10 protein-coding genes are annotated in these 14693 nt (G+C 71.9%); 1 reads left to right on the top strand and 9 read right to left on the bottom strand.

Features of this window, described 5'->3' with window-relative positions; genetic code table 11:
• Positions 1-2: 2 nt before the first annotated feature.
• Genes hisB through hisD form a run of 3 tightly spaced genes read right to left on the bottom strand, consistent with a single transcriptional unit; the run spans position 3 to position 3033 of the window.
• Entirely contained in the window at positions 3-599 is a 597-nt protein-coding gene (gene hisB / locus ABC795_RS07500; protein ID WP_347060348.1) for an imidazoleglycerol-phosphate dehydratase HisB, read from the bottom strand.
• 5 nt (positions 600-604) lie between these two features.
• Positions 605-1717, bottom strand: a complete 1113-nt coding sequence (locus ABC795_RS07495; protein ID WP_347060347.1) for a histidinol-phosphate transaminase — start codon at positions 1715-1717, stop codon at positions 605-607.
• Positions 1717-3033, bottom strand: a complete 1317-nt coding sequence (gene hisD, locus ABC795_RS07490) for a histidinol dehydrogenase (protein WP_347060346.1) — start codon at positions 3031-3033, stop codon at positions 1717-1719. The genes ABC795_RS07495 and hisD overlap by 1 nt, the downstream gene beginning before the upstream one ends.
• A gap of 142 nt (positions 3034-3175) precedes the next feature.
• Here hisD and ABC795_RS07485 point away from each other — a divergent pair, with 142 nt between their 5' ends.
• The gene (locus ABC795_RS07485; RefSeq protein ID WP_347060345.1) at positions 3176-3976 is read left to right on the top strand and encodes an LON peptidase substrate-binding domain-containing protein; all 801 of its coding nucleotides are present in this window, start codon (positions 3176-3178) and stop codon (positions 3974-3976) included.
• Positions 3977-3989: 13 nt separating this feature from the next.
• On the opposite strand, the gene ABC795_RS07480 is transcribed toward ABC795_RS07485, so the two are convergent.
• The 6 genes from ABC795_RS07480 to dnaE all read right to left on the bottom strand — a co-directional run bounded on the left by ABC795_RS07480 (position 3990) and on the right by dnaE (position 14575).
• Positions 3990-5315: a helix-turn-helix domain-containing protein gene (locus ABC795_RS07480; protein WP_347060344.1), complete on the bottom strand. Its 1326-nt coding sequence runs from the start codon at positions 5313-5315 to the stop codon at positions 3990-3992.
• Entirely contained in the window at positions 5312-6727 is a 1416-nt protein-coding gene (locus ABC795_RS07475; RefSeq protein WP_347060343.1) for an NAD(P)/FAD-dependent oxidoreductase, read from the bottom strand. The genes ABC795_RS07480 and ABC795_RS07475 overlap by 4 nt, the downstream gene beginning before the upstream one ends.
• Entirely contained in the window at positions 6724-8529 is a 1806-nt protein-coding gene (locus tag ABC795_RS07470; RefSeq protein ID WP_347060342.1) for a DUF3556 domain-containing protein, read from the bottom strand. The genes ABC795_RS07475 and ABC795_RS07470 overlap by 4 nt, the downstream gene beginning before the upstream one ends.
• Positions 8530-8622: 93 nt before the next feature.
• Positions 8623-10086, bottom strand: a complete 1464-nt coding sequence (locus tag ABC795_RS07465; RefSeq protein ID WP_347060341.1) for an AMP-binding protein — start codon at positions 10084-10086, stop codon at positions 8623-8625.
• Positions 10087-10254: 168 nt separating this feature from the next.
• Positions 10255-10923 carry a hypothetical protein gene (locus ABC795_RS07460; RefSeq protein ID WP_347060340.1) on the bottom strand — a complete coding sequence of 223 codons (669 nt, stop codon included), beginning with the start codon at positions 10921-10923 and terminating at the stop codon, positions 10255-10257.
• A gap of 85 nt (positions 10924-11008) precedes the next feature.
• Entirely contained in the window at positions 11009-14575 is a 3567-nt protein-coding gene (gene dnaE, locus ABC795_RS07455; protein ID WP_347060339.1) for a DNA polymerase III subunit alpha, read from the bottom strand.
• Between the last annotated feature and the right edge of the window lie 118 nt (positions 14576-14693).

Genomic DNA, 14693 nt, shown 5'->3' with positions numbered 1-14693 from the left:
GGCTACAGGGCGCCCTTCGTGGAGGGCACGTCGGTGACCCGCGGGTCCAGCGCCACCGCGGTCCGCAGCGCTCGCGCCAGGGCCTTGAACTGCCCCTCGACGATGTGGTGGGCATCCCGGCCGGCGTAGAGCACCCGGACGTGCAGGCTGATCCGGGCGTTGAACGCGAAGGACTCCAGGACGTGCTTGGTCAGGCTGGTCGGGTAGTCCGGCCCGATCATCGGGGTCATGCTCTCGGGCTCGGCGTGCACGAAGTACGGCCGGCCCGACAGGTCGACCGCGGCCTGCGCCAGCACCTCGTCCATGGGGATGGTCGCGTCGCCGTAGCGGGTGATGCCCTTCTTGTCGCCCAGTGCCTCGGCGAACGCCTGGCCCAGGGCGATGGCGACGTCCTCCACCGTGTGGTGGGCGTCGATGTGCAGGTCGCCGTCGGCGCGGACGGTCAGGTCGATGCCGCTGTGCTTGGACAGCGCCGTCAGCATGTGGTCGTAGAAGCCCACGCCGGTGCTGATCGAGCTGGTGCCGGTGCCGTCGAGGTCGAGCTCGACCACGAGCTTGGTCTCGTTGGTCTGTCGCTCGACACGTGCGGTGCGGGTCATGGGCGTCAGTCTCCCAGAGTCGTGCGGTGGGACGGCGCGACCTCACCCAGCGCGGCGAGGAAGGCGTCGGTCTCCTCGGCGGTACCGGCGGTGACGCGCAGCCAGCCGGGCAGGCCGACGTCGCGCACCAGCACCCCCCGGTCGAGCAGCGCCTGCCACGCGGCGGGCGCGTCGGCGAAGTGCCCGAACAGGACGAAGTTGGCGTCGCTGGGCACGCTGGTCAGCCCGAGCCCGGGCAGCGCGTCGACGATCCGGTCGCGCTGCGCCTTCACCGCGTCGACGGTCGCCAGCAGCGCGTCGGTGTGCCCCAGCGCGGCCCGCGCGGCGGCCTGGGTGAGCGAGCTCAGGTGGTACGGCAGCCGCACCAGCTGCAGGGCGTCGACGACGGCGGCGTCGGCGGCCAGGTAGCCCAGCCGCAGCCCGGCCATGCCGAAGGCCTTGCTCATCGTCCGGCTCACGATCAGCCGCGGCCGGCCGGGCAGCAGGGTGAGCGCCGAGGGCGTGCCGGTGCGGGCGAACTCCGCGTACGCCTCGTCGACGACGACCACCCCTTCGGTCGCCTCGTACAGCGCGGCGACCGTGTCGAGGGCGACGGCGGTGCCCGTCGGGTTGTTCGGGCTGGTGACGAAGGTGACGTCGGGCCGGACCTCCCGCACCTGCCCCACGGCGGCGCCGGTGTCGATGGTGAAGTCGGCCGCCCGGTGCCCGTCGACCCAGGCCGTTCCGGTGCCCGCCGCGATGATCGGGTGCATCGAGTAGGACGGGGTGAAGCCCAGCGCCGTGCGCCCCGCTCCCCCGAATGCCTGCAGGATCTGCTGCAGCACCTCGTTGGAGCCGTTGGCCGCCCACACCTGCGCCGGCGCCACGGCCTGTCCCCCGGTGCGCGTCAGGTAGGCGGCGAGATCGGTCCGCAGCGCGACGGCGTCGCGGTCGGGGTAGCGGTTGAGCTCCAGTGCCGCGGAGCCGAGCGCCGCCCCGAGGTCGGCGAGCAGCTCGGCAGGCAGCGGGTGCGGGTTCTCGTTGGTGTTGAGCCGATGCGTGGCGGGCAGCTGCGGAGCGCCGTAGGGGGTGCGACCGCGCAGCTCCGGCCGCAGCGGGAGCTCGTCGAGGCCGGCCATCAACCGCTCGACCGCGCGGTCTGCCGGATGCGGACGGCGGCGGCGTGCGCGGGGAGGTCCTCCGCGCCGGCCAGGGCGTCCACGTGCCCGGCGACGTCGGCCAGTGCCTGCTCGTCGTACTCGACCAGGTGGATGCCGCGCAGGAACGACTGCACGGACAGCCCGCTGGAGTGCCGGGCGCAGCCGCCGGTGGGCAGCACGTGGTTGGAGCCGGCGATGTAGTCACCCAGCGAGACCGGCGACCAGGCGCCGACGAAGATCGCGCCGGCGTTGCGCACCCGCAGCGCCACCTCTCGGGCGTGCTGCGTCTGGATCTCCAGGTGCTCGGCGGCGTACGCGTCGACCACCCGCAGGCCGGCGTCGAGGTCGTCGACCAGCACGACGCCGGACTGGCTGCCGTCGAGCGCGGTGCGGATCCGGTCGGCGTGCTTGGTCGCCTCGACCTGCGCCGGGACCAGCGCCAGGACGGCGTCGGCCAGCTCCTCACTCGACGTGACGAGGACCGCGCCGGCGAGGGGGTCGTGCTCGGCCTGGCTGATCAGGTCGGCCGCGACGTGCGCCGGGTCGGCGGTGTCGTCGGCGAGGATCGCCACCTCGGTGGGGCCCGCCTCGGAGTCGATGCCGATCAGCCCGCGCAGCAACCGCTTCGCCGCGGTCACGTAGACGTTCCCGGGGCCGGTGACCATGTCCACCGGCTCGCAGGTGCCCGCGCCGTACCCGAAGACGGCGATGGCCTGCGCGCCGCCGACGGCGTAGACCTCGCTCACCCCCAGCAGGGCGCAAGCGGCGAGCACGCCCGGGTCGGGCAGGCCGCCGTTGTCCCGCTGGGGTGGGGAGGCGACGGCGATCGACTCGACACCGGCGATCTGCGCCGGCACCACGTTCATCACCACGCTGGACAGCAGCGGCGCCAGCCCGCCCGGCACGTACAGCCCCACCCGGCGGACCGGCAGCCAGCGCTCGGTGACGCTGCCGCCGCCCACCACCTGCGTCGTGACGTCGGTGCGGCGCTGGTCGGCGTGCACCTTCCGGACCCTTGAGATCGCCTCCTCGAGGGCCTCCCGAAGCGTCGGGTCGCACTCGGCCAGTGCCCGGTCCAGCGCCTCCTGCGGAACGGCGAAGTCCTCGGCGTCCACGCCGTCGAGCCGGGCGGTGATCTCCCGCACCGCCTGGGCGCCGCGGATGCGCACGTCCTCGCACAGCGGCCGGACAGTGGCCGTCACCGAGTCGATGTCGGTGGCGGCCCGAGGGAGGAGGCCGGCGAGCTCGCGGACGCCGGGCAGCGCGGATCCGCGCAGGTCGATGCGGGCGAGCACGGGTGCCTCCGGATGGTGGGCGCGGACGGGTCGCCGGAGCGGCCGAGGCGTGGCGACAGGGGCCTCCAGCGTAGCCAGCGCCCCCCGCCACCCCCGGGGCGCCCGGACGGCCCGGGGGCCGGGGGGCCGTACGCTTGCCCGGATGGGTGAGCTGATCCCGCTGTTCCCGCTGGGACGGCCACTGTTCCCCGGTGTCGTGCTGCCCCTGCAGATCTTCGAGCCCCGGTACCGCCGCCTGATGCGCGACCTGATGGACCTGCCCGAGCACGGGGACCGGCGGTTCTTCGGGGTCGTGGCGATCCGGCAGGGCTGGGAGGTCGAGCACGTGGCGCCGGCCGCGGCGCTCTACGACATCGGCTGCACCGCCCGGCTGCAGCGGGTCCAGCCCCAGGCCGACGGCGGTTTCCGCATCCTGACGGTGGGCGGCGAGCGGTTCCGGTTGCTCGACGTCGTCGTCGGCGACGACCCGCCCTACCTCCGGGCCGAGGTGGAGTGGCTCGCCGAGGAGGAGGCCGCCGAGGAGGCCGCCGGCGACGCCGAAGCGGCGACCGACGGCCCCGGGCTGCTCGTCCCGCCCGCCGACGAGGTCGCCACCTCGGTCGCCCGCGGCTCGCTGGACCTGCTGGCCCACGCGGTGGGCGACCTGTTCACCCGCTACGTCTCCGAGGTGTCGGCGCTCGGGGCCGGTACCCACGGCGACGGCGCCGAGGCGGCGGTACGGCTCGCCGCCGCGGCCGACGACCCGGCGGCCCTGTCCTGGCTGGTCGCCTCGTCGGCGCTGCTGACCACGGAGGACCGCCAGGCGCTCCTGGCGGAGTCCGCCACCCGCCGGCGGCTGGCCGCGGAGTCCCGGCTGCTGCGGCGGGAGCTGACGCTGCTGCAGACCCTCGGCGCGGTGCCGGCGCCGCTGCAGCAGTTCGCCACCCCGATGACGGTGAACTGACCGGTCCCCGTCCTCACTTCCGGCCCGCCGGGGTGAGCACGTTCGCACCGAGGAAGCGGCAGACGTTGAGCGCCACGGCGAGGTCGACACGGTTGGTGCGGATCGCGGTGCTCACCTGCTCGAGCGCCTTCGAGACGCGATAGCGGACCGTGTTCCGGTGCAGGTTCATCAGTGCGGCGGTGTCGGTGTAGCTCTCGCCGGTCGAGAGGAAGACGCGGAGCGTCTCGCGCAGCAGGTCCATGTTCTCGGCGTCGACCGCCAGCCCTCCGAGAACCTCGACGACCCACGCGCTGGTGGACTCCAGGTCGTTGGCGAGCAGGGAGGCGATCGCCACCCCCTCGTCCCCGAAGCTGATGGCCGCCGTGCCATCGGCCGGGGAGATCGCCACCCGGCGAGCCGCCCGGGCCTGCTCGTGCGTCCGACGGAACCCCGGCACCCCCGCGTCGGCGAGTCCGAGGCACAGCCGCGAGGTCCTCGCCTGGCCGACCACGTGCCGGATCTGCTCCATGTCGACCGGCGGCGGCTTCGCCGCGAACGGGAGCCAGGCCCACGCGGTCATCCGGTCCACCGCCGTGATCAACGGAGAAGCGGTGCAGCCGGCGACGGCGGCCACCTTCCACACGACCTGGGTGAGCATGCGCAGCTCGTCCGGGGCCGGAGCCGGGTCGACCGACCAGATGATCAGGCCGATGTGGTGGCCGTCGAGCCGGTACCCGGTCTCCTGCTCGAACTCCCGGACGGGCACGTTGCGCCTGCTGAGCACGTCGTGGACCAGCGTCGCCCGGACGTTGCCCTGCGTGCCGACCCAGCGGTTGCGCTCCTCCTCGTACACCTCGAAGACGTACTGCGAGATCCAGTCGATGTAGCGCCCGACCACCGACGACATGTGCTGCAGGACGGCGAACTTCTCCTCGGCCGAGCACTCGAGGGCCTGCACGTCCGGGAAGATCTGCTCGATGAAGTCGTCCTTGCCGACGTTGTAGGCGCGGACGAGCGAGTTGGCCGGGATGTCCCGCTGCGCCAGCCGCAGCGCGTACTCGACGGCCGCCGTGGTGGGCTGCAGCCGCTCGATCGGGATGTCGTTGATCAGGATGTGCGTGATCGTCTTGGTATTGGCGTCGACGCTCGCGCGGAGCAGGTCCAGGAAGGCCTGATCGACGTCGAGCGACCTGATCTCGCGGGCGATCAGATCGCTCATGTCGTGCGCGATCTTCGGCTGCCGGCGGTCCAGCCGCATCGCGGCCTGCGCCACGAGCTCCTTCAGCCGGGGCGGCGCCGGGCGTTCAGCGTTTCCGCCGGTGCCCGCCGCGCCCCACCGCTCCGTCTGCACGGCGGTCACCGGGCCAGTCCTGCCAGCGCCGAACGTGCGGCGTTGTAGCCGCACATCCCGTGCGCGCCGGCACCGGGCGGGGTCGCCGCCGAGCACAGGTAGACCCCGTCGACGCCCAGCCGGTAGGGGTCCAGGGCGATGCGGGGCCGGAAGACCAGCTGCAGCGGGTCGTTGGCGCCGGTCACGACGTCCCCGCCCACGTAGTTGGCGTTGTGCTCCTCCATGGCGGTCGTCGACCACACATGCCGGGCGAGGATCCGGTCACGGAAGCCCGGCGCGAACCGCTCGATCTGCGACTCGATGGCGGTGGTCGCATCCCCGGTCCAGCCCGCCGGCACATGCGCGTAGGTGTAGAGGGGGTGCACGTCGCCGGAGGACCTGGTCGGGTCGGCCAGGAACTGCTGCCCCACGAGCACGAACGGCCGCTCGGGCATGCGGCCCCGCTGGATCTCCTTCTCGGCGGCGGCGATCTCCTCGAACGTGCCGCCGACGTGGACGGTGCCGGCCCGCCTGGACTCCTCGTGCACCCAGGGGACCCCGCCCTGCACGGCGAACTCGACCTTGAACGATCCCGGTCCGTGGCGGTACCGCGTCAGCGCGCGGGCGATCCGCCGGGGCATCCGATCGCCCACGATGCGGACGGCTGCCCCCGGCGCCACGTCCAGCATCACGATGTCCGGCGAGCCGAGCTCGTCCAGCGATCCGACGGTGACGCCCGTCCGGACCGTGACGCCGTGCTCGGTCAGGCGGGCCATGACCGCGTCGGTGATCGACTGCGACCCGCGCTCGGCGACCGGCCAGCCGTACCGGTGCGCCGCGGTCCCGAGGGCGACACCGATCGCCGACGACGCCGGCGAGCTCAGCGGCCGGAAGGCGTGCGTCGCGACGCCGCCGAACAGGGCCCGGGCCTCCGGGGTCGACCACCGGCGCGCCAGGGCCGCCGCCGGGAGCATCGAGTAGGCCCCAAAGCGGCCCAGCTTCACCGGGTGCCGCGGCACGTGCAGCATCGGGCGCAGGAAGTCCTCGGCGATGTCGCCGAAGTCCTCGGTGAGCGGCCCGAAGAGACGACGCCAGCTGCGGCCGTCGGCGCCCAGACCCTCGGCGGTGCGCTCGACGGAGCGCCACGCCGCCGCTCCCCGGCCGCCGTCCAGCGGATGGGCGTACTCGATCTCGGCCCATCGCCAGGTCAGCCCGTGCGCCGAGAGGTCGAACTCCCGGGATAACGGGGTGTCGACGGCCAAGGGGTGGAACCCCGAGCACCCGTCGTGGGTGAGCCCGGGCAGGGTGAACGCCCCGCTCCGGGCGCCGCCGCCGACTGCGTCGGCGGCTTCCAGCACCGTGACCTGCACGCCGGAGGCCGCCAGCGTGAGGGCGGCAGCGAGCCCGTTGGGCCCGCTGCCGACCACGACTGCGTCCGTCATGCACTCACACTGGCACGGACTGCCGGATGGGGGTGCTCCCCGGCCGGCGTGTAGCCGGGGCTGCGCCACGTGACGGTGTGCGGGATGGGCCCGTTGGGCAGCCAGGGCTGCTCGTTCACCGCGTCGCTCACCTTCCAGTAGCCCCGCTCCACCACGCCCAGCGCCGCGTCGATGACCTTGTACTGCTGGGTCGAGCGGTGGATCGGCTGCGACTCGACCCAGACGACGATGCACTCCCCCGGCTCGAAGGCGCAGCGCTTCTGCACGGCCGTGATGGTCTGCTCGTTGTGCAGGTGGGCGTCGCCGAACTGCCAGCCGACCAGCGTGGTGCAGACGAACTCCCCCTCGCGGATGCGGTAGTTCTCCAGCCGGTCGAGGTGCCGCATCATCAGCGACAGCAGGCCCCGACCCTGGCTGTGCATCGTCCGCCAGGCCACCGCCTTCTGCATGAAAATCTCCGCGATCTCCTTGCCGAACGCGCCGGAGAGCTGGTCGACCTGGTTGGGGTTGAACTTGACCAGGTGCTTGTTCAGCTTGTCCTCGGCCTCGTCGCCCCGGAAGGCCCACGTCGCCGAGGCCCAGTTGCCGGCGTACTGCCGCATGGACGGCAGGAACGACACCAGGTCCGGCCGCAGGTTGCCCAGGATCGGGAAGGTGACGAACGCCGCCAGGATCGGGAGGAGCAGCCACGGCGAGCTGATGTCGGTGACCGCGTAGCCGTCCCAGGCCGGGAAGCCGCCGAACAGCCACGCGGTGGCGAACATGAAGAAGACGTTCCACTCCAGCGGCACCGCCAGGGGGAAGGTCGAGGTGATGAAGATGTGGAAGACGATCATGCCGGCGATGGCCAGCCAGGTGATGGTCGGGTTGGGCGAGAACAGCAGCACCAGCGGCAGGACCAGCTCGACCACGGTGCCGCCGATGTGCGCGAACGACCAGGACACCTTCGACGGCCGCAGGTCGTTCGGGAAGTCGCGGTACAGCGCCCGCTTGAAGGGCAGCGAGGTGATCCACGGGGTGTTGCTCACCATCGGCGGAACGACGTTGGTGAAGTGGTGGCCGAACTTGGAGACACCGGCCCCCAACCAGATGGTGACCATGGCGATCTTGGCCGCGATGATCATGTCGACGTGGCTGCCGAGGACGCCGAAGAAGAACAGCACCGCGACGTACTGTTCGGAACGGGCCGCCAGGAAGACGACCCGGTCGCGCAGGCCCATCAGGATGATCAGGCCCACGAAGGTCAGCAGCCCCCACTGCGGCAGCAGGCCGGCCTCGCTGCCGGGCAGGGCGTCGGTGCGCACCCCGGGGCCGATCAGCAGGAACACCAGCGTGGCCAGGATGAGGAAGTACAGGCCCACGTCGAAGGCCGTGCGCTGGTCACCCGCGGTGCCCGGGACCTTGCCGGGCCACGGTGGGAGCCGGAGGGTGCCCCGCTTCGACCAGTAGAGGAAGCCGCCGATGAACGGCTTGAACTTGAACGCCAGCGGGCCGGAGGACGACGCCCAGCCAGTGATCTCGAACAGGACCGTCCACACGATCAGCTTCTGGTAGACGATCGGCTCGCCCCACCACGCCCCGAGGTCTGCGAAGCCCAGGCCCGGCGTCGTCAGTCCGACGACCGCGAACCCGCCGATCACGTAGAAGGCGAGCTTGTAGACGTAGAGCATGTGGTTGGTCTTCGGGCCGCCGAAGCCGTACTCGCACCAGTGGGTGGCGAGCATGCGCATCCGTTCCATGAACGGCATCGACTCGAACTGGGCCGGGTCCACCGGCGGCATGTCTGCTGTCTTGAATCCCACGAAGTGCTCCTTGTCCGGGCAGGGGTGATCAGCACGAGAGGCGCTCGTGCGGTGCGAACTGCGATGTGGTGGGTGCGGTTGCGTGCGGTGGGCTCAGGCCGGCTGCGATTGCAGCGACCGGCGGAGGGCGGGTTTGTCCGTCTTGCCGACCGGGTTCTTGGGCAGGGCGTCCACGATCTCGATGCGCTCGGGGACTTTCACCCGGGTGAGGTGGTGGCGGCAGTGCTCGAGGAGGTCCTGCTCGCCGACCCGGGCGTCGGGGTAGAGGCTGACGTAGGCCACGGGCGACTCCCCGAGGACGGCGTCCGGTCGCCCGACGACGGCGGCCTCGAGAACTCCGGGGACGGCGGTGAGGGCCGCCTCGATCTCCTTGGGGTAGATGTTCTCCCCGCCCCGGATGATCATGTCCTTCACGCGGTCGACGATCGTCAGGTAGCCGTCCTGGTCGAGGCGGCCGACGTCGCCGGTGCGCAGCCACCCGTCGACCAGGGTCTCCGCGGTGGCCTCGGGCTTGCCGAGGTAGCCGCGCATGACCGTGGGACCGGCGATGACCACCTCGCCCACCTCGCCGGCGGGCAGGGCCGCTCCGCCCTCGCCGCGGATCTCGATGCGCTGGCCGGGCAGGGCCGGTCCGACCGTGCCCAGCTTGCGCACGCCCTCGACCGGGTTGCAGGCCGAGGCGCAGGTCCCCTCCGTCAGCCCGTAGCCCTCCACCATCGTGAAGCCGAACCGCTGCTCGCTGCGGTGGAGGAGCTCGGCGGAGACCGGGGCGGCGCCGCAGACGACGAAGCGCAGGGAGCTCGTGTCCGGCTGGACGTCCTCGGGGAGGGAGGCGAGCAGCGCGTAGATGGTCGGGACCGCCGAGAAGTAGGTCGGCCGCAGCCGCTCCACCTGGTCGAAGAACCGGCTCGCGGAGAAGCTGCCGACGATGCTGAGCTGCCCGCCCGACCGGAAGATCGCCAGCGCGCTCACCATGATCGCGTTGGCGTGGAACAGCGGCAGGACCAGGAGGCAGTGGTCCCGCTCGTCCAGCAAGAAGTGCTCAGCCATGGTCGCCGACATCGCGTCGACGTTGGCGTGGTCGAGCATCACGCCCTTGGGGCGGCCGGTCGACCCGCTCGTGTAGATCAGCAGCGCGAGGGCGTCGGGCAGCAGCTCGGCCGGCGGCACCGGCGCACCGGTCGGAACGGCGCGCATGTCCTGCACGTGGATCGCCGGGCGCCCCGCAGTGGGCGCCTCGGGGCCGCTGTTCACCACCACCGCAGCACCGGAGTCTTCGATCTGGTGCCCGGCCTCGGTGGACGTGAAGACCGGGTTGACGGGAGTGGCGACGCCGCCGAGCCGCCAGGCCGCGTACAGCGCGACGAGGAGCTCGACGCGATTGGGCAGCATGACCGCCAGGACGTCCCCGCGGCCGAAACCCGTCTCGGCGAGCTGCTCGGCGAAGGCTGCGATGCGGACGTCGAACTGGGCGTAGCTCAGCTCGACCCGGTCGTCCCGCACGCACGGCCGGGCGAGGTCGGTCTGGGCCGCGTACCAGGGCAGATGACCCAACACGACGTGCGCCCCCTAGCTCGGTGGATCATGTGGCGCCCATCACTGGCGGCGCCCTGTGACCCAGGACACTAGGGATGCCGGAAGGCCCGGCCCACGGCCTCCGGGCACGAACTTCGCCGACCTCGTTGTGCAGCGTGCACAGGCGGGTCCGCCACCCGGCCCGGGAAGTCAGCGAGCGGGACCCGGGTGCGGGGGAACCTGGCCGAGCGACCGCGGGTCGCCGGTGGCACCCGTGCCGGGAGGAGGAGGCGGGGGTCCGACGGCGTCGTCGCGGCCGTGCCGCCCGAGGCCGTCGTCGGCGGCCACCAGCGCGCAGCCCAGGTAGACCAGCAGCGCGGCGAACGGCGCGGCGGCCAGCCCGGGCGACGAGCCCAGCACCAGCCCCGTGGTCACCCGGGCACCGACCTCGGCGAGTTGAGCCTCGCTGGGCGCCGGCTGCAGCAGTTCGCCGGTCTGCCAGGCGACGAGCGCCGCCAGCGAGGTCCCCACGGCGAGGACCACCAGCATCCCGACGCCCCGGCCGCGCCGGAGCCGCCAGGCGACCGCCCCGGCGAGCAGCCCGAGGCCGGCCAGCACGAGCACCAGCACGGCGTCGCCGCCGATCCGCAGCTCACCCGACGGCGTGCCGACGGCGACCGGCCCGGTCTCGGTCACGCGGAACTCGGCGCGCGGGGCCAGGGCCCACCAGAGGAGCCCGGCCGGGACGCCCGCCAGCAGGAGGCCGAGCAGCAGCGGCCTCCCCGCGCGCAGGTCCTGCCGGACCTCCGGCCACCCGCGCCAGTAGGCATGGGGCGGCACCCCGGGAACCGGTCGGAAGGACGGCGGTGGGGCGCTCACCGGTCCAGTGAACAACGGACCGCCCTCGGCGCCGTCCCGGGCCCCGTCCTGAGCCTGCGAAGGGCGGGGAGGACGGGGTCCCTTGTCAGAGGATCGCCACGCTGGTGGGCCCCAGCAGCGCCTTGATGTCGCCCATCAGCGCCGTGCTGGGGCGCACCCGCAGCCCCTGGTCCAGCCGCAGCACGGTCTCCCGGCTGCCGTTGACCAGCTTGAGCTGGACCTCGGTGGTGCCGGGGTGGCTGCCCAGCACCTCGCGGAGCCGCTCCACCACCGGCGGGGTGCAGCGGGCCGCGGCCATCGAGACCAGCACCGGGCCGCGCGGACCCTCGGTGAGCTCGGGGACGGTCACCTCGGAGCCGAACAGAGAGGGCTGGTCGTCGCGCCGGCTGATCCGGCCCTTGACGACGACGATCTGGTCGCGGACGACCTTCTCGGAGACCTCGGCCCAGGTCTTGGGGAAGAAGAGCACCTCGATGCCCGACTCGAGGTCCTCGAGCGTGGCGATCGCCCACGGGGCGCCCTGCTTGTTCGTGCGCGGCGAGACCGCGGTGAGGATCCCGGCGATCGTGACGTTCGCGCCGTCCTCGATCCCTCCGGCGTTGATCTCGGCGATCGGGGTGTCGGCGTGCGAGGTGAGCACGTGCTCGACCCCGTGCAGCGGGTGGTCGGAGACGTAGAGGCCGAGCATGTCTCGCTCGAACATCAGCCGCTCGCTCTTCGACCAGTCGGCGGTGGGGACGGTGATGTCGAGCGCGCCGCCGAACGGGTCGTCCTCCCCGCCCTCGTCGCCGAAGCTGCCGAAGAGGTCGAACTGGCCCTCGGCCTCCTTGCGCTTGAGGCTCATCGCGGAGTCGACGGCCTGCGCGTGGACTGCGGCGATGCCCTGCCGGGAGTGGCCGAGGGAGTCGAAGGCCCCCGCCTTGGCCAGGGACTCGATGACCTTCTTGTTGCAGGCCACCGTGTCGATCTTGCGCATGAAGTCGGCGAAGTCCTTGAACGCGCCCTTCTCCTCCCGCGCCCGCACGATCGACTCGACGACGTTGTGCCCCACGTTGCGCACCGAGGCGAGGCCGAAACGGATGTCGGTGCCGACGGCGGTGAAGTCCCACGAGGACTCGTTCACGTCGGGCGGCAGCACCTTGATGCCCATGCGGCGGCACTCGGCCAGGTAGATCGGCCGGCGATCCTTGTCGTCCTGGACGCTGGTGAGCAGCCCGGCCATGTACTCGGCCGGGTAGTTGGCCTTGAGGTAGGCCGTCCAGTACGAGACGAGCCCGTAGGCGGCGGAGTGGGCCTTGTTGAACGCGTAGTCGGCGAACGGGACGAGGATGTCCCAGAGCGTCTTGATCGCGGCGCCGGAGAACCCGTTGGCCTTCATCCCGGCCTCGAAGCCCACGAACTCGGCGTCCAGAACCGACTTCTTCTTCTTGCCCATCGCGCGGCGCAGCAGGTCGGCCTTGCCGAGGGTGTACCCGGCGACCTTCTGCGCGATCGCCATGACCTGCTCCTGGTACACGATCAGGCCGTAGGTGCCGCCGAGGATCTCCTCGAGCGGCTCGGCCAGCTCGGGGTGGATCGGCGTGATCTCCTGCTGGCCGTTCTTGCGCAACGCGTAGTTGGTGTGCGAGTTCGCGCCCATCGGCCCGGGCCGGTAGAGCGCGCCGACCGCGGAGATGTCCTCGAAGTTGTCCGGCCGCATGAGCCGCAGCAGCGAGCGCATCGGGCCGCCGTCGAACTGGAAGACGCCGAGGGTGTCGCCGCGGGAGAGCAGGGCGTAGGTGGCCGGGTCGGTGAGGTCCTTGCTGATCTCGTCGAGGTCGACCGGCTCCTTGCCGTTGGACACGATGTTGCGCAGCGCGTCGTCGATCACCGTGAGGTTGCGCAGGCCCAGGAAGTCCATCTTGAGCAGGCCGAGCGTCTCGCAGGTCGGGTAGTCGAACTGCGTGATGACCGCGCCGTCGGCCTCGCGCCGCATGATGGGGATCGAGTCGATCAGCGGGAACCGGCCGATGATGACGCCGGCGGCGTGCACGCCCCACTGGCGCTTCAGCCCCTCGAGCTTGCGGGCCTGGTCGACGACCTCGGCCGCCCCGGGGTCGGACTCGTAGCGGGCGCGGAACTCTGCGGCCTCCTTGTAGCGCGGGTGCGCCGGGTCGAAGACCCCCGACAGCGGGATGCCCTTGCCCATCACGTCCGGGGGCATCAGCTTGGTCAGCTCGTCGCCCACCGAGTAGGGCCGGTCGAGCACCCGGGCGGCGTCCTTGATCGCGGCCTTGGCCTTGATCGTGCCGTAGGTGACGATCTGGCTGACCCGCTCCTCGCCGTACTTCTGCGAGACGTACTGGATGACCTCGCCGCGGCGGCGGTCGTCGAAGTCGATGTCGACGTCGGGCATCGAGACGCGCTCGGGGTTGAGGAACCGCTCGAAGATCAGGCCGTGGGCCAGCGGGTCGAGGTCGGTGATGCCCATGGCGTACGCGGCCAGCGAGCCCGCCGCCGAGCCACGGCCCGGGCCCACGCGGATGCCGTTGTCCTTCGCCCAGTTGATGAAGTCGGCGACCACGAGGAAGTACCCCGGGAAGCCCATCTGCGTGATGATCCCGACCTCGTAGTCGGCCTGCTTCCGCACGTGGTCGGGGATGCCGTTCGGCCAGCGCTTGTGCAGGCCACGCTCGACCTCCTTGACGAACCAGGAGGTCTCGTCCTCCCCCGGCGGCAGCGGAAAGCGCGGCATCAGGTCGGCGCCCTCGGTGAAGGACACCTCACACTGCTCGGCGACGAGGAGCGTGTTGTCGCAGGCCTCGCGCAGGTCACCGGGGAACAGCTCGCGCATCTCGGCCGCGGACTTCAGGTAGTAGCCGTCGCCGTTGAACTTGAAGCGGTTGGCCTCGTTGAGCCGGGAGCCGGTCTGGATGCACAGCAGGGCGTCGTGGGCGTCGGCGTCCTCCTTGTGCGTGTAGTGCAGGTCGTTGGTGGCCAGCAGCGGGATGCCCAGGTCCTTGGCGATGGCCAGCAGCGCGGGGCGCGTCTTCTTCTCGATGGACAGCCCGTGGTCCATCAGCTCGGCGTAGAAGTTCTCCCGCCCGAAGATGTCCTGGAAGTCCGCGGCCGCCTGGCGCGCCTTGTCCTCCTTGCCGGCGCGCAGCCACATGTTCACCTCGCCCGAGGGGCACCCGGTGGTGGCGATCAGGCCCTTGCCGTAGCGCTCCAGCAGGTCGCGGTCGAACCGCGGCTTGCGGTACTGCCCCTCCAGGCTGGCCAGCGAGGAGATGCGGAACAGGTTGTGCATGCCCTCGGTGGTGCGGGCGAGCAGGGTCATGTGGGTGTACGCGGCCTTGCCGCGGTTGGACCCGCCGTCACCCTCCTCGTCGATCAGCTTGTCGCCGAAGTCGAACGGGGCTCGGTCGAACCGGGAGCCGGGCGTGTAGTAGCCCTCCATGCCGATGATCGGCTTCACGCCGGCGCCCTTGGCCTGCTTGTAGAAGTCGTAGGCGCCGAAGACGTTGCCGTGGTCGGTCATCGCCAGCGCCGGCATGCCCTGGGCGGCGGCGGCCGCGGTGACCTCCGGCAGCTTCGCCGCCCCGTCCAGCATCGAGTACTCGGTGTGCACGTGCAGGTGCACGAAGTTCTCGTCACGGGACGGGCTGCTCACGGTGCGGGGTGCTCCTCACGGGTCTCGACGGCCCGGCCGCGCGGGGCGGGGCGGGTCGACGGGGTGGTTCTCATGACCGGCGGGGAAGGCCGTTCGGCGGTGACGCTCGGGCGGGGAC

Origin of the sequence: Blastococcus sp. HT6-30, from assembly GCF_039729015.1 — a bacterium.
Lineage (GTDB): Bacteria > Actinomycetota > Actinomycetes > Mycobacteriales > Geodermatophilaceae > Blastococcus.
The sequence above is the reverse complement of the archived record's forward strand: the minus strand, read 5'-3'. Positions and strand labels throughout refer to the sequence as shown.